The 22,178-nt window shown below is 35.1% G+C and carries 20 protein-coding genes; all 20 read right to left on the bottom strand.

Features of this window, described 5'->3' with window-relative positions:
- Positions 1–120: 120 nt before the first annotated feature.
- Positions 121–705 (bottom strand): hypothetical protein, encoded by a 585-nt coding sequence (locus SAGCYANO_RS22910; protein ID WP_202222188.1) that lies wholly within the window; start codon positions 703–705, stop codon positions 121–123.
- Between the two features lie 602 nt (positions 706–1,307).
- Entirely contained in the window at positions 1,308–2,126 is an 819-nt protein-coding gene (locus SAGCYANO_RS22905) for a peptidoglycan DD-metalloendopeptidase family protein (RefSeq protein WP_202222187.1), read from the bottom strand.
- Between the two features lie 610 nt (positions 2,127–2,736).
- Entirely contained in the window at positions 2,737–3,840 is a 1,104-nt protein-coding gene (locus SAGCYANO_RS22900; protein WP_202222282.1) for a substrate-binding domain-containing protein, read from the bottom strand.
- A 398-nt stretch (positions 3,841–4,238) separates the two neighbouring features.
- Entirely contained in the window at positions 4,239–4,436 is a 198-nt protein-coding gene (locus SAGCYANO_RS22895; protein WP_202222186.1) for a hypothetical protein, read from the bottom strand.
- 356 nt (positions 4,437–4,792) lie between these two features.
- Entirely contained in the window at positions 4,793–4,915 is a 123-nt protein-coding gene (locus SAGCYANO_RS47935) for a hypothetical protein (protein ID WP_255502666.1), read from the bottom strand.
- Positions 4,912–5,631, bottom strand: a complete 720-nt coding sequence (locus SAGCYANO_RS22890) for a hypothetical protein (protein WP_202222185.1) — start codon at positions 5,629–5,631, stop codon at positions 4,912–4,914. Before SAGCYANO_RS22890 ends, SAGCYANO_RS47935 begins: the two co-directional genes overlap by 4 nt.
- Before the next feature lie 19 nt (positions 5,632–5,650).
- Complete coding sequence (locus SAGCYANO_RS22885) at positions 5,651–7,348, bottom strand: extracellular solute-binding protein (RefSeq protein WP_202222184.1); 1,698 nt, start codon at positions 7,346–7,348, stop codon at positions 5,651–5,653.
- A 993-nt stretch (positions 7,349–8,341) separates the two neighbouring features.
- On the bottom strand, positions 8,342–8,542 hold the full coding sequence (locus SAGCYANO_RS22880; protein ID WP_237396548.1) for a hypothetical protein: 201 nt from the start codon (positions 8,540–8,542) through the stop codon (positions 8,342–8,344).
- A 296-nt stretch (positions 8,543–8,838) separates the two neighbouring features.
- Positions 8,839–9,705, bottom strand: a complete 867-nt coding sequence (locus SAGCYANO_RS22875) for a hypothetical protein (RefSeq protein ID WP_202222183.1) — start codon at positions 9,703–9,705, stop codon at positions 8,839–8,841.
- Between the two features lie 273 nt (positions 9,706–9,978).
- A complete protein-coding gene (locus SAGCYANO_RS22870) occupies positions 9,979–10,839 on the bottom strand; it encodes a hypothetical protein (RefSeq protein WP_202222182.1) in 861 nt (286 codons plus the stop codon).
- A 245-nt stretch (positions 10,840–11,084) separates the two neighbouring features.
- Positions 11,085–11,945 (bottom strand): hypothetical protein, encoded by an 861-nt coding sequence (locus tag SAGCYANO_RS22865; RefSeq protein ID WP_202222181.1) that lies wholly within the window; start codon positions 11,943–11,945, stop codon positions 11,085–11,087.
- A gap of 270 nt (positions 11,946–12,215) precedes the next feature.
- Positions 12,216–13,091 carry a hypothetical protein gene (locus tag SAGCYANO_RS22860; RefSeq protein WP_202222180.1) on the bottom strand — a complete coding sequence of 292 codons (876 nt, stop codon included), beginning with the start codon at positions 13,089–13,091 and terminating at the stop codon, positions 12,216–12,218.
- A gap of 516 nt (positions 13,092–13,607) precedes the next feature.
- Positions 13,608–13,751, bottom strand: a complete 144-nt coding sequence (locus SAGCYANO_RS22855) for a hypothetical protein (protein ID WP_202222179.1) — start codon at positions 13,749–13,751, stop codon at positions 13,608–13,610.
- Between the two features lie 59 nt (positions 13,752–13,810).
- Positions 13,811–14,731 (bottom strand): PstS family phosphate ABC transporter substrate-binding protein, encoded by a 921-nt coding sequence (locus SAGCYANO_RS22850; RefSeq protein ID WP_202222178.1) that lies wholly within the window; start codon positions 14,729–14,731, stop codon positions 13,811–13,813.
- Between the two features lie 103 nt (positions 14,732–14,834).
- On the bottom strand, positions 14,835–15,563 hold the full coding sequence (locus SAGCYANO_RS22845) for a CHAT domain-containing protein (protein ID WP_202222177.1): 729 nt from the start codon (positions 15,561–15,563) through the stop codon (positions 14,835–14,837).
- Between the two features lie 59 nt (positions 15,564–15,622).
- Positions 15,623–15,892 carry a hypothetical protein gene (locus tag SAGCYANO_RS22840; RefSeq protein WP_202222176.1) on the bottom strand — a complete coding sequence of 90 codons (270 nt, stop codon included), beginning with the start codon at positions 15,890–15,892 and terminating at the stop codon, positions 15,623–15,625.
- 551 nt (positions 15,893–16,443) lie between these two features.
- Positions 16,444–18,024, bottom strand: coding sequence for an ABC transporter substrate-binding protein (locus SAGCYANO_RS22835; RefSeq protein ID WP_237396546.1), 1,581 nt, complete (start codon positions 18,022–18,024; stop codon positions 16,444–16,446).
- Between the two features lie 978 nt (positions 18,025–19,002).
- Positions 19,003–19,125: a hypothetical protein gene (locus SAGCYANO_RS47930; RefSeq protein WP_255502665.1), complete on the bottom strand. Its 123-nt coding sequence runs from the start codon at positions 19,123–19,125 to the stop codon at positions 19,003–19,005.
- Positions 19,126–19,145: 20 nt separating this feature from the next.
- Positions 19,146–20,471 (bottom strand): ABC transporter substrate-binding protein, encoded by a 1,326-nt coding sequence (locus SAGCYANO_RS22830; RefSeq protein WP_202222174.1) that lies wholly within the window; start codon positions 20,469–20,471, stop codon positions 19,146–19,148.
- On the bottom strand, positions 20,465–21,739 hold the full coding sequence (locus SAGCYANO_RS22825) for a CHAT domain-containing protein (RefSeq protein ID WP_202222173.1): 1,275 nt from the start codon (positions 21,737–21,739) through the stop codon (positions 20,465–20,467). The genes SAGCYANO_RS22830 and SAGCYANO_RS22825 overlap by 7 nt, the downstream gene beginning before the upstream one ends.
- Positions 21,740–22,178 lie beyond the last annotated feature (439 nt).

The raw sequence follows: 22,178 nt of genomic DNA, 5'->3' as shown, positions 1-22,178 counted from the left end.
AGGTGAAATATTTTTATAAAGGGGATATTGAAGAAATTATAGAATTATCAACATATATTATATAACCGGATTCTATATAAATTCTAACTTCTGACTTTTGACTTTTGACTTTTGACCTCATTAATAGCTAGCCTTTTTCTTAGCAATTTCTCGATTATTTCGATATAAATCAATTCTGTTTTGGGCAACTTCATATTTAGTATGAGATTCAGGAACTTCTTTCATTAAAACTAAAGCTTGATGCCAAGTCATTGCTACTTCATTCCACTGTGTTTGAGTATTAGCTGTTTGGGCAAGTTCGGCTGCTTTTGTTGCTGCATTTATTCCATCTCTAAATGGGTCCGAAATAACTTCGGTTGTTTCTATCTGTTTTTCCGAAATAACTTCGGTTGTTTCTATCTTTGTTGAAGTATTTTCGGAATTAGTAGTAATAGTTGGATTTTCTGGAATATTGGCAGAATTAACTACAAAATTATTAGTTATATGATTTCCTAATGCTCCACTCCCTACAAGAGATAAAATTAAACCAATTATCATCAAGATAAAATTTTTTCTGATTTTTGTCTTACTCCAATTTTTAAGATAAAAAATGACAAAAGCAAAAGGAATAAATAAATAAGCAACACCCCATAATGTGCCTTCACTAAAAGCTTGAACTAAGCCCCATATTCCGCTTACTATTGCTAATATTAGACCTATAATCAAGAATCCAATTCCTAGAAAAAACATTTTCCCTAAGTATCCTTACGCAATGTATATTTGTATGAGATTTATTTTTTGTCTGTAATTATATTTTAGAATTTTGAAAAACAATATTCTAGATGTAAAAATACTGGAAGTTACAGTACAAAGCAAATTTTCCTAATCTCAAACTGACAATGTCCAGTTAAAATGATATTAAATCAACATTTTGACGGTCTAAATACAGTATATTTCTCTGCTATCTTTAGATATGCAAAATCCTTCTTTCTATCTCTGAGACTCTTTAATACCAATTTCCATGCATTAATGCTATACTTCCGATGCGACTTTAGCTATTAAGTAATAATAATGGTTCATTCATTAATTGATAATTGATAATGGATAATTGATAATTACCTCGGGTTTTAACCGAGAGGATTGAATATAAGGAAATATTATTTCTTTTTCCCCTTAAAAGGGGAGGCTTTAAACCATAATTATTTAATTATTAATAATTAATAATTAATAATTCGGTAATGTTTGTAACGATTATCGGCATTAAACTAAAGATATCTTATGTATTTGAACCCTGCTCCCTACTCTCAAGGATATGTAGCAATAATATGTCAAAAACTGACACCCAACCTAGGAAAATTGACTTTCTTGCGTGGATTTATAAATTTTTCATGTTTTAGCACTTCAAAGTGTAGATGCGGACCAGTAACTCCTCCTGTTCCTCCCACAATACCGATTATCTGGCCTTGTTTGACCCAATCATTTTTATTCACAAAAAACTTTTCCATGTGTGCGTAGGCAGTTTGAACACCTTTACTATGATTGATTTCAACAAAATTACCATACCCACTTATCCAACTAGCAATATTCACAACTCCATCAGCTGAAGCAAAGACTGGTTTGCCATTACAGTAACCTATATCTATGCCTTTATGTAATTTCATTGTTCTATAGATAGGATGGAGTCTATTACCGAATTCGCTAGTTATTACCCCATGACCTACAGGTCTGATAAAATCCGATCTATTAGGAGGAACTCCCAGGTAGTTAATTGCTAATACTAATACTATTGTTAATACAGTTAGCAAAACATAAAACTTCTTTTTAAGCTTGATATTTGTTCTATTTTTCTCTGCCTTCGGTTCCTTGCCTAAGGAATACTCTTCTGCTTCTTGGGCTAATTTTTCTGCATACTGAGAACGCTTTTCTATATCTGCATCTATTGCTGCTTGATTATCCCAATAATAAGCTAAGGCAGAATAAATTTGACTCATGCTCAAATGAGGATAGTTTTTCTGCAATTCTTCTGGTTTCTGACTGTAAGTTTTGAATGAGGTAATTAACTCGACTACTTTTATAGTGCTTCCTGTAATAACAAGGACGTTTTTTTCGTCGAGATGTACATATTTATATTTGGTGCTAGTTGTCATAGTTTTAATTGATATTGGTTTTGGTTATAGTTTTAACTCACATTCCGCAGGTTATATAGCGCTACACGCTAGGGAATAGGGAATAGGGAATAGGGAATAGGGACAAAAGCTTTTCTATGTCTCAGGTTCATTATCAATCTACGTCCTAACCAACTCGTTCCTTGCTATATTACGATCGCATTTAATTCCTCATTGAGCTACCATTAATATCTGTATTTAATGACAGAGTTAATATCATGTCCGTTGCTATTGTTTGCGTAAACCCAAGAGTGAATATCTACAGGAAATTTAGGTTTTTTTCTTGCTCAATAGTCTTCCTCCCTCTTCCCTCCTGACTCCTGACTTCCCCTCCTGGGAGGGGAATAAAAAAACGATAATATAAGACTTTTAGCTATTTGGCCCCTCCTGCAATTTGTAAATATACCAGCGCTCATTGCTATAATTCGGCCTAAAAAAACGTTCCATCTGAGCCCCACTCCCCGACTCCCCGACTCCCCACTCCCTCACTTCCCTACTCCCCCACTCCCCCACTTCCCACACTCCCCACACTCCCCACACTCCCCACACTCCCCGACTCCCCGACTCCCCACTCCCCCACTCCCCTACTCCCCTACTGCACCCGTTGCCACAACCTTTGAATTTCTCCTAAAACTGATGGTTGTGGTGCTGGTAAAGTGGAAATTTGCGGGTTAACTTGAGCGCCTGGAATATTCTGATTCCAAGGACTATTGGCAACTGAGAGCAAATCAATATTGCCGTGGGAGGGACGGAAACCATACTGCACAAATACTTTTTGTTGTTCTGGTTGAGTCAAGAAATCTACAAATTTACCAGCAGCATTAGCAGTTGCCCCATTTACATCCCGACGCACGACCGCTGCTGTCGCTACAGTTTCTACGGTGGGGTTGAGATAATAAACTTGATAAGGTTTATTTTGAGCTGCTCCTGACTGTTGCCAACGATAGAGGGCGATACTTTCGTAAACTGTTGCTACATCCGCATCATTAGGTCCGCGAGCAATAAATTCTTGTAACAATATATCGGTGGAACGGGGAGGCAAATATACTGACCGTTTGACTTTACTAAATAATGATTCAACGGTGGGTGTATTCAAGTTGTTGTTGCCTTTTGACTTTGCCCACAAATTCATGGTTATTTGCCCACTATTGGAACGAGTGGGGTCGGTGGTGACGAAATCAAAACTACCCCACTGTTGTTTACCACCTATTTTTTGCCAGCTACCTGCTGCCATTGCTTTTTCTAATTGTTGCCAGGAAAATTTGCCATTGGGAAATAAGATTTTTCCACGTTCAGGCCAAGCAATTCCTACTAGGAAAGTTTTGGCGATCGCTGTTGGTTGTTGATAGAATGCTTGGGTATTATTTTGACTTTGCCAGCGTTGGTTTAATTCATCTAATAGTGCTGCATTTGTCGGGATTAAAACTGTAGGGTTAAAGTCGTTTTTTTGGTCTATGTAATTGTTGATTATATCTTGGGAACCTTGGAATTTTAATTCTAAGTCTATCTGGGGATATTTTTGCTCAAATTGAGTTTCTATTTGTTGGAGTGGTTCGGCAAATTCTGTGCCACTAACTACTATGATTTTTTGATTTAATCCTGGAATTGGTGCATAAGCTAAAGCTAATGCTGCACAAGTAAGTATTCCAGATAAAATGCGACGATTTTTGATAGATTTTTGATTTGTAATTGTCATGGTTGAATATTCTCCTAGTGTCAATTCAGTTATCAGTTATCAGTTATCAGTTATCAGTTGTCATATTAAGTAAATTTTTAATAAGGAATAGGCAACAGGCAACAGGCAACAGCTAGCAACTGCCATTACTACTCATTATTAACCTTCTATACTAGATAAATAAACGCCTTATTTATCCTTTTTCCTTCTTCCTTCTTTTTTCTTACTTCTTCCTTCTTCTACCAATTTGAAAAAAGAATGTTACAAATAGTTCCAAACTTTAGATGTCGAATAATTTGCTGAAATTACTGAAGCATCAAAGTTTTGACCTATAAAATCTTACTTTTGACTTTTAACTTTTGACTTTTGACTTTTGAATTCCGTTTTACGGAATTCCTTCTTCCTTCTGCTAATTAATTTTAACGGCTGCTACCATCTTTATATGGAACAGGTGGTTTTTTGTCCTCTCGATAATTTTTTTGTTGTTGAATAATAGCTATTTCAGCTTTAACAAAACTACCATTTAACTGACTTATTAGTATTTTATCCTCTTGTAAAAAAGTCATAGCTGTTGTGAAAAGTGCTACCAATAAAAGAGAATCAAATTTATTGTTCATAACTTTATTTCTGGTACTTATAAATACATCAGAAAGAATTTAATTATTTCCGCCAACTTAATTATTTTCAGGAATACAATTAAATCAATCTACTTAGAGTATTCATATCTCAGCACTTTTTCAACGGTGAAATATTAGTAACTAAGTACAGCAGTCTAAGCAAAGGGCGCGGACAGATCGAGAAGCTCTAATACCATTTATCAAAAACTTTTCTACATTTTATTGAGCAGAGGACCCACCCCTAACCCCTCCCTGGAGGGGAAATTGGGGGAGTGGGGGGAGAAGTAAAAAGTAAGAATAATTAACATTAACTGGGCTATTTTTAGCAAAAAAGTAACTATACCTGTTTTAATTAATTAACAACTGAAGTCTGACCCAAGTATACCGTTCCTTTTAGGAATTGGTATAAAACTCAGATAACGTAATACTTTTACTTCTTCTTTCTTCCTTCTTCCTTCTTCTTTCTTCCTTCTTATCAAAGAAATATTTTCATATTATTTTGATAGCTATTTAACTCGTCACTTAAACTGCGTAATTCTTGAATTTCTGCCAAATCATTCAAATTAGCATTCCGCAATTTATTCTCTAGTTCTTGCAATAATCCTGCCGAATCTTGAACCATTGTATGCAGACTAACAATTTTAGCTTGCCGAGTATCTTTTCCAGCTTTTGCTAACTGAATATTTCGCTCTAAACTCGCAGCTAATTGTTTTAAGTGCTGTTGAGTAATATCAGAATTTGACCTTTGCTTACTCTTAACTTCTAATAGTTGTCTTTCCAAATCCTCCACAGATAATAACGCCTCATTCTTAGGTAAATTTTGAGACATTTGTGTAATTTTATGGGGCAATTCAATAGCGCGATCGCAAACTGATTGAACTGTTACTAATAATTCCATTTGGAACGCTTCACCACCTAACAATTGATTAGCTTCTTGCCGCAAAACTTCAGCTTTCTGTGCCAAATTTTTTGCCAGTCCAGAAATAACTTCTAATTCTTGTTCTAACTGTTTTTTTGCCAACTTTTCTGGATCGGGTTCTTGAGATTTCAACACTGTAGCACTTGCCACAGAAACAACCGCCGTAGCAGGTAAAATTACAAAACTTGGCAACCTCACAAACCGGACACCAGCTATTAACAAAAATCCACCTATTAATATAGATATAGGATAATCAAACGGATTAACTAATTTCATATTTACCTCCAGATAAAAATTAAAATTCTGTTTGTAGATCGGACATTAAATTAACAATACTTTCTGGGTCTCCCTGACGATAATAACCACCATTTAAACTAGCAATTTGTTTCAAGACTCCAGCATCAAATTCTCCCTTTTTCCCATAACCAATAGTAAAAAAAGCAATCCTTTTGTCAGAATCAAATCCACTGTTTTTCAGATTATCGCTAAGTTGTTTGAGAGAAGTTTGAGAACCAGAGTCTTCCCCATCAGTTAAAAGAACTACAGCATTAATAGCATCAGAACGCAGATTTTCCTGTAATAAATTTCTGGCATTCAAAGCAGCATCATAAAGTTTCGTACCACCATCCGCTTTCAAACTACTAATAAACTGCATACCGCGAGCGCGACCTTCAGTAGTACCATCAACCCAAACCGGAGCTTTAATTTTAGAGTCAAAGTCAATTAGAGCAATTTTTTCTTTTGGTCCTAAACCTTCGAGATAATAGCGCAAGGTATTCTGAACAGCAGGTAACTTTTCACCGCTCATAGACCCAGAAGAGTCAACTACCAAAACTACCTGAGATGGTTTCTTCGCAAATTCCTGCCAAGACTTAATCATGGCATTCACTACTTCTGGTTGGGGAGTCCGCAGAGAATCATATCTAGCATTGGGGTCTACTCCGTATTGGGAAGAAAATTTTGCTCCCAAAGGGACCCCCGGTATCCCTGGTCTAAGACCTAAGTCTGTAAGAATTTTTTGGGCGACTGGCGATCGCAAATATTCAATGACTTTTTCTGCTGCTTCTTTTTCCTCCTCGCTCACCCAGGGTGCAGTTGGTAAAATTGCCCTCATATTAGAAGTAAAAGTAGAACTGGGATAAATTGCTTCATAGCGAGTTTGAGTATTATCAGTATTTGCCTCAATTACGGAAGACTCATAAACAGAAGCGATGGATGCCCAAAACGGACCATTTTTCACCATATCTTCAGCTAGAGAACTGGTGGAAACCCCGTAACGAGTGACTTTGCTCTGAATTTTTTGGACTTGGAATTGATATTGTTTTACGTTAGCAACTGTGAGTTGTTCGGGGCGTTTATTGGCAACAGAGGCAAACTGAGCTACCAAAGTTTGTAGACCAGAATTGGAACGAGTGGGAGCAGTGTGAACATAATGTATTGGTAGTTGGGGACTATTAGGGTCTAGGTCTTGGTGAGTTTTAGCACTGACGAGCGATCTATATATATCTGGTTGTTTCCGTAGTCCTGCTGCTATTTCTTGTGATGCCATGAATACCATGGGACTGTTTGCCAACAAAGGTGCATCAGTAATTTGAGGAATATAGTTTTGTCCGGGATAGATTTGATTGATTTGGTATAAGAGTTGGGAATGATAAATTTCTCCATCTACGGAAATTAGGGTGGGAAATTCTGGGGAGTCTGGTTGGATGGTTCCACTTTTGAGTTTTTGGGATAAAGAAACGATATCTTTGACTACATCTCCACTACCTTTCGCTTCGCATTTTAGGTAAAAAGATTTACCATTATCGAGTTTTGGTTGTTGTTGGTTTAGTTGGGTCGCTGCTTGGTTACAGAATTTTTCTAAGGCACTGCCAACTAAAAATTTTACTTCCAACCCTGAAGTATTTGAGGAATTATTAGCTGGAGTACAAGCTCCCAAAAACAGAAGTCCTAAGCTGGGAATTAGACTGATTTTTTGCCAGTTGATTTTCATTTTTCTGTGATAGTTAATTTAGCTATAGCAACGGCCAGGTTGGTTAGGAAAATTAGTGCGAGCATCTTGCTCGTGACATGAATCATCCGATCTGATGTCCTAACTTATAGTGGCGACTGCTATATATTTATTAATCAGCCTTTTTCTCCCTATTTATGCAAAAAAAATAGGCATCCTGTAGAATGCCTTTATGAATAATTAGGGGCGGGGGGCGGGTTTACCCAGTCGTGGGTGAGACCATTAACTTAACGCGGAACCCGCCCCTACTTAACTAAATGCTTTGTTCCTTCTTACTTTTGACTTTTGATTATTGGGGCGGGGGGCGGGTTTACCCAGTCGTGGGTGAGACCATTAACTTAACGCGGAACCCGCCCCTACTTAACTAAATGCTTTGTTCCTTCTTACTTTTGACTTTTGATTATTGGGGCGGGGGGCGGGTTTACTCAGTTGTGGGTGAGACCATTAACTTAACGCGGAACCCGCCCCTACTTAACTAAATGCTTTGTTCCTTCTTACTTTTGACTTTTGATTATTGGGGCGGGGGGCGGGTTTACTCAGTTGTGGGTGAGACCATTAACTTAACGCGGAACCCGCCCCTACTTAACTAAATGCTTTGTTCCTTCTTACTTTTGACTTTTGATTATTGGGGCGGGGGGCGGGTTTACCCAGTCGTGGGTGAGACCATTAACTTAACGCGGAACCCGCCCCTACTTAACTAAATGCTTTGTTCCTTCTTACTTTTGACTTTTGATTATTGGGGCGGGGGGCGGGTTTACTCAGTTGTGGGTGAGACCATTAACTTAACGCGGAACCCGCCCCTACTTAACTAAATGCTTTGTTCCTTCTTACTTTTGACTTTTGATTATTGGGGCGGGGGGCGGGTTTACCCAGTCGTGGGTGAGACCATTAACTTAACGCGGAACCCGCCCCTACTTAACTAAATGCTTTGTTCCTTCTTACTTTTGACTTTTGACTTTTGACTTTTGACTTGATTTAATCAATTACCCAATAACCATTATCTCGCCAATATTGTTCTCTTAAAGCGGCTTCTAAATCATCTTCTCCAATCCAACCTTGAAATAATAAAAGCTCACCAATTTTTTGATGACATGAAGTCTGAATATCTATTACTTGATTTAATTGAGCTTGAGAAATTAATTGTCTACGGATTAGAATTTCACCTATTTTCATCATGATATTTCACCTATTTGAGATTGATATAATTTTCTATAGGCACTCTAATAATTGAGGCCATATATTAAGTGTCTATTTTTTCTTTATACTTATTAATCAGCTAGTTTCTGGAAAATTATGCAAAATTCGATCTAGCGAGGAATAAATCGTCAGAAATCAAAGCATCTTAACTATCTTATTCATCAACAAAACATGGCTATTTTACAGATATTATCGGCATCGTTTACAAAACTTAATATTTTAAATGTATAGACATTTCCGTTCTACTAAACTCACCTAAACTCTAAAAAAAATGATTACTTATTTGATAAATATTGGTAGGGCTTATCGATAAAATTAGCAACAACATTAGCTAATTTTTTAACTTTTTCAATGTCAGAATCATATAATATTAAAGGAATTTTAAACTGATGATTTTGATTTTCTGCTGGTAATACTAACTCTAAGCTACAGGATTTATCTCCATCGCTATCTGTATAACTGTCTAGAATTAACTCTTTGATTTGGGCAAAGGAATAATGTTTGGTTTTGATACCCAATAAAGAATAGATTTTGTAGGTTAATTGTCGTTCACTTTTGTTAAGTGTAATGATTTTTAGATAAAAAGATGCGTATAGAAGTAAAACTCCTATTCCAAGAAAGGTAATGCCGATAGCTAAAGGTATCAGGTTTTCCTTTTTCCAGCCTAGATCGTACTGAATAAGCAGAGATGACTCAGTTGAATTATTGATAAATGTGTTAATTTTTGTTGCCATTTCATTCATTTCTTGAGGGGAACCATGAATACCATTGGAATATGAATTACCCTGCCAACTGACAACTTCTTCTCCTGTTTGAGTTACTAGGGTAACAAAATAATCAAAAGAAGTGTCACCATCACTATCCTGACTTTTCCTCGAATTAAATTTAGCTTCTGCTACCCGAGTCAAGGAAGTAGAAGAATATGGGATTAAACCTAAATACTCTGAGTTATTGACCTGACAATTGACTTGAGTTGGTTCGACTCGTTGACACGAAACCTTAATTACTCCTATCTGCCATAAACCTACTAAAGTAAAAAGCAACGAAATTCCTGTCCAGGGAAAAGCGAAGATAAAGGCAAAACCATAAGATAATCTATTCTTAAAAACCAGTTCTTTTTCAGTCTGCTTAACTATATCCATATAATTTCTCCTGTGATACCTGAATTGGGCAACCATATATCTACAGATAGAGAAGGTTCCCAATAATTTATCAGGCACTACCGAAAAATTTATGCAAAATTCGATCTAGCTAGGAATAAATAGTAAGAAATCAAAGCGTCTTACTGTATTATTCATCAACAAAACATGGCTATTTTACAGATATTATCGGCATCGTTTACAAAACTTAATATTTTAAATGTATAGACATTTCCGTTCTACTAAACTCACCCAAGCTCTTAAAAAAAATAATTACTAATTTGACAGTTCTTGATAGGGTATCTCGATCAAATCAGCCACAGTATTAGCTAAATTTTTAACTTTTTCAATGTCAAAACCTTTTATTAAAGTGACTTCCCGCTGATGATTTTGATTTTCTGCTGGTAATACTAATACTATCTTTAAGCTACAGAATTTATCTCCATCGCTATCTGTATAAATGTCTATAATTAATTCTTTGATTTGGACAAAAGAATAGTGTTTGGTATAAGTATTCAATAAAGAAGATTCTTCGTAGGTTAATTGTCGTTCACTTTTGTTAAGTATTAGTGTTCTTAGATACAAAACTGCTACAATTAAGATTCCTATTGCAATAAAGGTAATGCTGATAGCTAAAGGTAGCAGGTTTTTCCATTTAAAACGTAGATCGTAGTGAATAAACAGAGATGGCTTAGTTGAATTATTGATAAATGTGTTAATTTCTGCCACAATTTGATTCATTTTTTGGGGGTTACCCTTAAAACCATCGATATATGAATTACCCTGCAAACTGACAACTTCTTTTCCTGTTTGACTTACTAGGGTAACAAAATAATCAAAATAAGTGTCACCATTACGATCCTTCTTCTTCTGTGAATTAAATTTAGCTTCCGTTACCCTAGTTAAGGAAGTAGAAGAATCTTTGATTAAACCGAAATATTTTGAGCTATCGACCTGACAATTAACTTGAGTTGGTTCAACCCGTTGACACGAAGCCTTAATTACTAAATCCTTCTGTAATACAATCATTGGAGGAGTAAACACTGGTATTCCTATACTGGGAAAAACAAAAAACAACAAGATCCATAATTTATCTTTTAGGACAAGTTCTTTTTCATTCTGCTGAACTATTTCCATATAATTTCTCCTGTAATACCTTAATTGGACAACCATATATCTACGGATAGAGAAGGTTCCCAATCATTTATCAGGCACTACCAAAAAATTTATGCAAAATTCGATCTAGCTAGGAATAAATCGTCAGAAATCAAAGCGCCTTACTGTATTATTCATCAACAAAACATGGCAATTTTACAGATATTATCGGCATCGTTTACAAAACTTAATACTTTAAATGTATAGACATTTCCATTCTACTAAACTCACCCAAACGCTAAAAAAAAATGATTACTAATTTGACACTTCTTGATAGGGTATCTCGATAAAATCGGAGAACATTGTGGCCGATTTTTTAATTCTTTGATATTATCATGATATTTTAAAGTTATTTTCAACTGATGATTTAGATTTTCTCCTGGTAAGACTAACTCTAAGCGATAGGATTTATTTTCATCTTCATCACTATTTGTATAACTTTCTAGAATTAATTTTTGGATTTGGGCAAAGGAATAGTGTTTGGTTTTACTACCCAATAAAGAAAATACTTTGTAGGTTAATTGTCGTTCACTTTTATTGAGTATTAGTGTTTTTAGATAAAAAACTGCGTATAGAAGTAAGATTCCTATTGCAATAAAGGGAATGCAGATAGCTAAATTTACCAGATTTTTCTCTTTCCAACGTAGATCGTATTGAATAAGCAGAGATGGATCGTTTGAATTATTGATAAATGTGTTAATTTTTGCGACCATTTGATTCATTTCTTGATATGAATTACCCTGCCAACTGACAACTTCTTTTCCTGTTTGAGTTACCAATGTCACAAAATAATTACTGCCATCACTATCATTTTGGGAATTAAATTTGGCTTCTTTTACCCGAGTTAAGGAAGTAGAAGAACCTTGGATTAAACCTAAATACTTTGAGCTATTGACCTGACAATTAACTTGAGTTGGTTCGACCCGTTGACATGAAGCTTTAATTACTCCCATCTCCGATAAAATTATTAAACTAATCAACAATGGTATTCCTATCCAGGGAAAAACAAAAACCAACGAGGCCGCAAAACGAGTAGATAATTCATCTTTTAAGACAATTTCTTTTCCAGTACACTTAACTATTTCCATATAATTTCTCCTGTAATACCTTAATTGGACAACCATATATCTACGGATAGAGAAGGTTCCCATCATTTATCAGGCACTACCGAAAAATTTATGCAAAATTCGATCTAGCTAGGAATAAATCGTCAGAAATCAAAGCGCCTTACTGTATTATTCATCAACAAAACATGGCAATTTTACAGATATTACCAGTATCCTTTACAAAACTTAACACTTTAAATGTATAGACATTTCCGTTCTACTAAACTCACCCAAAGCATTCAAAAAAAATGATTACTTATTTGACTGTTCTTTATAGGGTTTATCGATAAAATCACTAACAACATTAGCTAATTTTTTAACTTTGTAAATGTCAGAATCATGTAATATTAAAGGGATTTTCCACTGGTCATTTTGATTTTCTGCTGGTAATATTAAAGGGATTTCCCACCAATCATTTTGATTGTTTGCTGGTAATACTACCTTTAAGCTATAGGATGTATCTCCATCACTATCTGTATAACTTTCTAGAATTAATGCTTGAATTTGGGCAAAAGAATAGTGTTTGGTTTTGATACCCAATAAAGAATAGATTTTGTAGGTTAATCGTCGTTCACTTTTGTTAAGTGTCATGATTTTTAGATACAAAAGTATATACAGAAGTAAAACTCCTGTTCCAAGAAAGATAATGCAGATAGGTAAAAATAGCAGGTTTTCCAATTTCCAACGTAGATCGTACTGAATAAGAAGAGATGGTTGAGTTGAATTATTGATAAATGTGTTAATTTTTGCCACCATTTCATTCATTTCTTGAGGGTAACCCTTAACACCATTGATATATGAATTACCCTGCCAACTGACAACTTCTTTTCCTTTTTGAGTTACTAGGGTAACAAAATAATCAAAATAAGTTTCACCATCACTATTTTTCTTCTTCCGTGAATTAAATTTGGCTTCTGTTACCCGAGTCAAGGAAGTAGAAGATCCTTGGGTTAAACCTAAATACTCTGAGTGATTAACCTGACAATTAACTTGAGTTGGTTCGACTCGTTGACATGAAACGCTAATGACTCCCATCCCCCGTAAAAATGCTAAACTCGAAAGCAACGATATTCCTGTCAAGGGAAAAGCGAAGAAAAAGACATAACCATAAGATAATTTATTTTTCAAAACAAGTTTTTTTCAGTCTGCTTAACTATTTCCAGATACATATATTTCTCCCTTGATACCTGAATTGGGCAACCATATATCTATATATCTATAGATACAGAGGGTTCCCAAATGAAGATTTACTAATTTATCAGGCACTACCGAGAAATTTATGCCAAATTCCAGGAATTAAATTTATTGCCATATCCGTTGAGCTATTGGTAGGGTGTGTTAGCGCTAGCGTAACGCACCGCACCTGATGGGTTAAGAATGGTTTGGTTTCTTTTTGTCCATAGATGGTGCGTTACATTTCATTAACGCACCCTACTGGATTGGTTTTTGTTGATAGATGGTGCGTTACATTTCATTAACACACCCTACTGGACTACTATTGTACTTTTCCTTCTTCCTTCTTTAAAACATTAGCTATTGGTAGGTTGTGAAGCGCGCTAGCGTAACGCACCGCACTTTATGGGTTAAGAATGATTTAGTTTCTTTTTTGTCGGGAGATGGTGCGTTACATTTCATTAACGCACCCTACTGGACTATCTGCTTTTTCCTTCTTCCTTCTTCCCTCTTCCTTCTTCCTTCTTCCCTCTTCCTTCTTCCTTCTTCCTTCTTCCTCCTTCCTTCTTCCTTCTTCAAAACATTAACGAATGGGACTATATCCAGCTTCTTCAATTAATTTTTGCCCTTCATCTGTCAACAGTAAATTTCCATAAGCTTCTCCAGCTTTTTCATCAAAAGAACCATCTTTTTTTCACAATCACAAATAACCGTCTCGAAATCGGATATGTTCCATTTTCAAATGCTTCTAAATTTGGTTGGTTACGCTGTTCAGGACAATTTTCTGGCGGCACAAATTCACCTTTATAAGGAGGAATAAAAGTACCTCCCGATCGATAGGCAATTGATAAAGGTTTTACACCACACTGAGGAATTATTTCTGAAGCTGTGGCAAAATAAATTCCTCCTTTATTTGCAGTTACCTCTCGTAAAGCTTGAGTAGTAGTGGGAACCAAAGCTACATTTTCACCAAATTCTTTGTTACCTAAAATGTTTTCTTGAAAGAAAGGAGTTGTACCACTATTCAAAGGACGAGTATAGAGAATAATTTCAATATTAGGTCCTCCTATTTCACTCCAATTTTGAATCTTACCAGTATAGATTTCTTGGAGTTGTTTTAAGGTTAAACCTGCCACATCAAGTTCTGGATGAACTACTATAGCAATGCCATCCATAGCCACAGGAATTTGCTTTAGTTGAAATCCTCTATTTCTGGCGATTTGCAATTCAGTATCTGTCACAGGTCGTGAAGATTCAGCAAAAGAAATTTGACCTTCTAATAGCATTTTAATTCCAGTTCCTGAACCAGGAGGTAAGCTAGGATGTTGTCTGTAATTTAACTGAAATTCTGGAAAGATTGCTTGAATTTTAGGATTGATTTTAGCGCGAATTGGTGCCCAAGTTGTACTAGCTCCATGTAGCCATTTACCATTAGGAACATCAGAAACATAAGCAAGACATCTGACAGGTTTGATTTGATTTTCTGTGGGGGGTTTATTTTGGATGGGTTGTTGCGGACAGGGAGAATTTACGACATCTTGTTCTGGTGTTTTTTCTCCACTAATCAGCGAGAAAATTACTCCACCAATAATCAATAAACCTATAGCTCCTAATAATAATAAAATTTTTTATTCAGTAATGAAGTTTGGGGAGTCTGGATTAAGTTGCCAGTAATTTGTTGCCAAGTTAAAGGTTTATCTAATGCTGACTCTCGAATACATATTGTTGGTAACCACATTGCTCCTGGATAATCAGATTCAAAATATTCCAGACGTTCTCTGGCAGCATGAACAGAACTAAATAAGGATTTATTTTTAGTAAACTCCTCAAAAAATATTCTAAAAATTTGACTGCTACTTCATCAGGTATGGGTTCTCGCATGACAATACTACGAGGCAAACTTAACTGAGCTAATTGACTCGCTAATCCTAAACCATCACAGGAGTTAAATATTGCTAATTGTAATCCTTTATCTATTACATATCTGAGAGAATTCTTGAATTCGTCAATGCTTAATTCGTCACGGTCGTTGAGAGAAATCCAGCCAATTGTACCATCTTCTTCACTGCGACTATGACCGGAGAAAATAAAGATATGATAACCTAATTCTTCTCTGAGAGTATTAGCAAATTTTTCTCTATTGGGCTGTTTTAAGCATATAATTTCTGCTCCTTTTGTCTGTAATTTTCGCACTATTTCTACATCTAAATCGGTATTAATTCCGGCACTTTTTCCTACGACTAAAAGCACTCTGAGTTTGCCATGATTAGGAGAAGGTTTTAATGCACCTTTTCCTCTGACTCTCATAGCAATTTCTGCTTGAGGAAACCGAGATGCTAATAAACCCCATTCTTGCCAAGGTAGTCGTCGTAGTTTAGGATTTTTCGCATCTAGAAATACACGAATTTCTGATTCAGAGTTTTGCAATGAGCTAAATACAGAAATTAATTCTTCTCGGATTGGTCGCCATCGACTATCGTCAGAATCTAGCCATTTATTAATATGATTTTTACCAGTTTTCTTTGTTCTGAACTGGAGAAAGAAATAGTTTTTTTGGGACTAATTCTAGTAGAAATTTTACGAACTTTTTCTAGTTGGTTATAAGCTAACTGCCAATTACTCAATGATGATTCTAATTCTGGTGGTAAAGCTGGTAAAAAACCATCAAGAGAATCAAATTTACCATCGTTAGCAGTGAGAGTTACATAAAATCCAGAGGCTTCAGTTTCGAGAAGTTTAATCTTAACAATACTCATAGTTGCATCCTAAAGGAAGTCAAAATTCAAAAGTCAAAAGTCAAAAGTCAAAAGTAAGAAGGAAGAAGTAAGAAGGAAGAAGTAAGAAGTAAGAAGGAAGAAGTAAGAAGGAAGAAGTAAGAAGTAAGAAGTAAGAAGGAAGAAGTAATATGAAATACAAAAATTGTGCTAGTTACCGAATAATTAGGGCTTGCTGATTAAATCTAAAAGCATTGACATATAAAGACATTAGCCTTTTTAGGTCTGTAATACCTTGGTTTTCGGCTCTTCATGCTCAAAAAGGAGCGTATTTTAGGCGCATAGTTGGGCACAACAATCTTGAGACAATTCTTTCTCCTACCTCTTCTAAATTCCCATTTCTCCTGTCTCCTGTCTCCTACCCCAGCAAAAAGATTTTCCATAAGCAAACCCTAATTATAGCGGTTTTCATTAACATATATAAGGTTTAAAGCTTCTCCTTTAAAGGGATAAAGAAGGAAAAATTTTTCTTTGAATAAATCCTCTTCTTTTCAAGGAGAGGTAATTGTTAATTATTAATTATTAATTATTAATTATTTTGAGCTTCCCTCCTCCAAGATAATAAATTCATATTTGCCAGATTTAGCATTAGGTTTTACCTTAACTAATACTGATTTATCTGTATCGAGAAACTGGCGATCGCCTAACTCAGTAAATCTAATTTTTCCAGTTACTCCTTCTACTAAAAAATCAGGACTAGACAAGATTCTTTGTAATTTTTGACGAGAGTAATTTCCCGCCATTTCATCCACTGCTTTAATAATAGTTTGAGTAGCATCATAAGATGTAGCAGTACGCCAATTAATTTCCGCATTCCAAAACTTTTGAGCTGTTTGACTAAATTGAGAGTTAGGGTGACGATGCCAAGGAATAGCAACTGTCAAATTATTCTGAGCTGCTTCTTCTCCAGCATCATTTACTACTCGATAATTATAGATAGAATCTCCCCCTATTAATTCTAATCCTTTAGCATTATCAATTACTCCAATAGCTTTAGTCAAAGTTATGTCAGTTGCTGGAACTAATAACATTACTTCAGCACCTTGATTTTTTGCCTGTTCAACACAGTCTTGGGCACTGAAATTTCCAGCATCAAGATAACATTTATGGACAAATTTTTTCATTTTCAATAGCATCTCGAATTCTCTAGTAAGAGATTCACTATATTCATTATTTGGTACATAAGCTACTGCTACATTTTTATCTAGAAAAATTTCCTGATTCAAATAGTTAAATAAGGTTTGGGCTGCAATTTGATCGCTAGGGGGAATTTTAAATACAAATTTGCCAAAGTTAGATAATCTAGTTGAGGTGCTAGTAGGAGAAATTACTACTAATTTATGTTTGTTATAAACCTGTCCTGCTTGGAGAGTCATTTCACTGGAATAATGACCTATGACGGCAAGAATTTCTCGTTTTTTTACTAAATATTCGGCAATTTGTTTTGCTGTTTCTGGTTTATATCGATCGTCAGTAATGGTGACTTGTAAAAATGTATTATTGGAGCTACCTTGGCAATTTAGTTGACTTTGAGTATCTTTAATTGCTAGAGAAATTTCAGATAAACCACAATTAAATTCACTTTGAAGTTGAGCAACTCCTCGCAAAATTTCCTGGGCAATATTAGGTTCTCCAGCAGCAGGAATACTGACTGCTATTTGTAATATTTCTCCAGTTTGATTGAGTATTTTTGTTTGTTTAGCAATGGCATTGTTCAAAAAAATAACTGTCTCTGGGTCATTTTTATCCCTATTCAGAGATTTGCGGAATTGGTAAATAGCACTACTAAATCTTTTGTTGTTGAATTCTTCCATTCCTAATTTTTTTTCTGAGGATATTTTCCCAGAAGGAAACATGGTTTTTTCGCCAATGGTACTATTAATTTTGGGAATCTCTGGAATTATGGTTTTAATTAATTGGCCTACATCTTTGAGCAGCAGAATAGCTGCAATGGATAATCCTGCCAATTCTAAGGGTAGTTTGGCTCGCTGAAGAAATGTATACCAAATATTTTGTTGAGTCATTTTATAGATAATAAGTAATAGGTTTATTGGTAATGGTTTAACAATTAATTTAGGTGTTAGGTAGGGCTTGCTGATTAAATATAAAAGCATTTACAGATAAAGGTTTTAGCCTTTTTATGGCCTTTAAAAAGTGTACCTGTTTCAGTCTAAAACACTCAAAAAGTTAGTATTTTAGGGGCATAGTTGGGCAGAAAAATCATTCTTACAATTCTTGCTCCTACCTCCTCGCTCATTCCCATTTCTTCTGTCTTCTGTCTCCTGTCTCCTACCCTCACCCATAAGACTTTTTCAGCAAACCCTAGGTATTGGGTATTGGGTATTATACCAATTTGAAAAAAGAATGCTACAAATAATAAGCAGTATTAAAATAATTTGTAGGAAATATCTATTGGACGAAAAAGATAAATTACTACATAGGAAATGGTATCAAACCTATTCATTCTGACTTCTGACTTCGTTAAGTGAGGTGGCAAATAATTGTGACTTATATCAAGTCTCATTAATTAGCCATAATAAAAATGTTTTCTCTGATCAATTCTCCCTGTTCCCTTTTCCCTTTTCCCTATTCTCTAAAATTTTTATTGTGATTGTTTAAAGATACATGATATTAATAACTACTTGAAATAGCTCTAGTTTAACAACTTTCAGCTATCAGTTTTAGTTAAAATATCAGCCTTGTAGATGCAGGATAATTTGCCAGTTTTGCAACCTTCAAGAATGCGCGAATTTAGAATGCGCGAATTACCTCTCCTTGAAAAGAATGAGGATTGACGAACAGGAAAATTTTGATTAGACATCTCCAGAAAACAAATATTTTAATTAGAGCAGTCTAAGGATAGGAAAAATTTACCCTAAAAAATCCTTTTTCATGCCTTTTTCATAAAAATATCTTACCTGTTGCCTTTCGGAGCTGTTGCCTGTTGCCTACTCCTGCAAAAAATCTATATCTTTTTCACCAGATGTCTATTTATTATCCCCTTAAAAGGGGAGGCTTTAAATAACAATATTTCGGTAATAGTATTGATTGAACTTGGGACAAATTATCTAATTATGTCAGTTCTAATTACCTCAGCTCCAATTAAAAGAAAAAGGATGTATTTCGGTTTCTTTCCTAATCACAGTTTTTTCCACTCCAGGTCTCCCCATCTCCCCATCTCCCCATACTCCCCATACTCCCCACACTCCCCACACTCCCCTACTCCCCTACTCCCCTACTCCCCCACTCCCTCACTCCCCTCCTCCAGAATTACAAATTCATATTTTCCAGATTTAGCATTAGGTTTTACCTGAACTAATACTGGTTTATCTTTCTCGAGAAACTGCCGATCGCCTAACTCCCCAAATCTAATTTTTCCTGTTACTCCTTCCAGATAAAAATCATGACTAGATAAAATACTTTGTAACTGTTTACGAGAATAATTACCTATCATTTCATCTACAGCTTTAATAATAGTTTGAGTGGCATCATAAGATGTAGTAGTACGCCAATTAATTTCCGCATTCCAAAACTTTTGAGCTGTTTGACTAAATTGGGAGTTAGGATGACGGTGCCAAGGAATAGCAAGGGTTAAATTTCCTCGGTCTGCTTGTTGGCCAGCATCTTTTAATACCCTAGGATTATAAACAGAATCTCCACCCAATAATTTCAACCCTTTAGCATTATTAATTATGCCGATAACATTACTCAAAGTTCTGTCTGTAGCAGGGACTAAAAGCATTATTTTTGCACCTCGATTTTGTGCTTCTTTCACACAGTCACTGGCACTAAAATTCCCGGAGGAAATATTGCACTTATATACGAATTTTTCTGGCAGTAATTTATTAAATTCTTTAGCTAAAGACTGACTATAACTATTACCAGGTACATAGGCAACTGCTATTTTTTTATCTGCCCAATTTTGTCGCTCCAAATAATTGAATAGAGCTTGAGCTGCTAGACTGTCATTTGGTGCAACTCTCAGGACAAATTTACCTAAATTTTTCAAAAGAATAGAAGTGCTAGTAGGAGAAATTACTACTAATTCTGCTTTGTTATAAATCTCTCCTGCTTGTAAAGTCATATCACTAGAAGAATGACCAATAACGGCAATAATTTCTTCTTTTGCTATTAAAGCTTGAGCAATTTTTTCTGCTGTTTCTGGTAGATATTCATCATCAGCAATAGTAACTTTTAAAAATTTACCATTGAAACTACCAGAGCAATTTAGTTTATTTTCAGGATTTTTAATCGCCAGAGAAATTTCCGGTAAACCACAATTAAATTCGCTTTGAGCTTGAGCAACTCCTCGCAAAATTTCCTGGGAAATATCTGATTCCTGACTAATAGGAACGCTAACTGCAATTTCTACCTTTTGCCCAATATTAGTATCAGATTTTTTTTGAGCAATTGCATTATTCAAATAAATCAAAATTTCCGGGTCATTTTTATTGACTTGGAGAGATTGGCGAAATTTAGCGATCGCCTGAGCAAAGTTACCATTATAAAATTGTTCTATTCCTTCTTCTTTTGCCGGATTTTTATCGGAAGAAATTAACAACTTTTCCCCTGACTAATATTTTTATGAATTTCTGGTTGTATCCCGGTTGTTTTAGTTTCAGTGAATTTATTTTTAACTAAATTTATCGCCAAAATTATCAACAAAATTCCTGCTGTTAGTCCCAAAGGAAGCTTAAATTTATTGATTGATGCCTGCCAGAAATTGGGATAAATTAACTGCTGCCAACTCAGAGGATGAGACAAAGCTGTTTCTTGAATACAAAGAGTAGGTAACCACATCGCCCCTGGATATTCAGACTCAAAATGTTCTAATCTTCCTCGAGCTATTTTCATAGATTTAAACAGAGATTTATTATTCGCAAATTCTGCAAAAAAATACTCTAAAAATTTCACTGCCACCAGGTCAGGAACAGGTTCTCGCATGACAATAATTCGTGATAAACCAAGCTGGGCCAACTGATTTGCTAAACCCAAACCATCACAAGAATTAAAAATTGCCAACTGCAACCCATTATCTATTGCATATCTCAAAGAATTTTTAAACTCTTTAATACTTAATTTATCCCGGTCGTTCAAATATATCCAACCAATTGAACCATCTTCTTTACTACAACTATGGCCTGCAAAAATCAATATATGATAACCAGGTTCCTCCCGCAAAGTATCAGATAAAATCTCCTGTGTTGGTTGATTTAAAAATCTTACTTCTGCACCCTTTTCTTTTAACTTTTGAATTACTTCTAAATCCAATTGTGTATTAATACCATCACTCTTGCCGACTATGGCAATAATTCTTACTTTTGAGGATTTACGAGGCCGTCTAAACTTTCCTTTACCTCGAACTCGAATAGCAATTTCTGTTTGAGGGAAACGAGACTGAAATAAATTCCATTCTTGCCAAGGAATGCGACATAAATTAGGATTTTTAATATCCAAAAATAGCCGAATTTCTGAATCAGAATTTCCTAGATAAGTTAACACAGAAATTAATTCATCTCGTACAGGTTGCCAATTAAGATCGCCACTATCCAACCATTGATTAAGAGTGATTTTAAGTTGTTCTTTTTCCTCATAACTAGAATAATTAACTACTGATTGTGGACTAATACGAGTTGCTACTTTTCTCACATCTTCTAACTGAGAATAAGCTGACTGCCATTGATTAAAAGATTTTTCTAATTCAGCAGGTAGACATGGTAAAAAACCATCAATAGGCTCAAAATTAGCACCTATTGAATTTAAAATCACATGAAACCCATTTTCACCACTATCTATAAGTTTAATCTTAATAATTTTAATAACTTCCATATTTATCTGCGATAATCTTAATTTTTAAGCATTCAGCCGTCAGCATTCAGCCATCAGCTATTACTTTTTTAGTTTGATACCAAATTCAAAAAGGCAGTTACATCTTAATTTTTAAGCATTCAGCCATCAGCATTCAGCCATCAGCTATTACTTTTTTAGTTTGATACCAAATTCAAAAAGGCAGTTACATCTTAATTTTTAAGCATTCAGCCATCAGCATTCAGCCATCAGCTATTACTTTTTTAGTTTGATACCAAATTCAAAAAGGCAGTTACATCTTAATTTTTAAGCATTCAGCCATCAGCATTCAGCCATCAGCTATTACTTTTTTTAGTTTGATACCAAATTCAAAAAGGCAGTTACATCTTAATTTTTAAGCATTCAGCCATCAGCATTCAGCCATCAGCTATTACTTTTTTTTAGTTTGATACCAAATTCA

This window comes from Okeania sp. KiyG1 (assembly GCF_014132355.1).
Lineage (GTDB): Bacteria > Cyanobacteriota > Cyanobacteriia > Cyanobacteriales > Microcoleaceae > Okeania.
The sequence above is the reverse complement of the archived record's forward strand: the minus strand, read 5'-3'. Positions and strand labels throughout refer to the sequence as shown.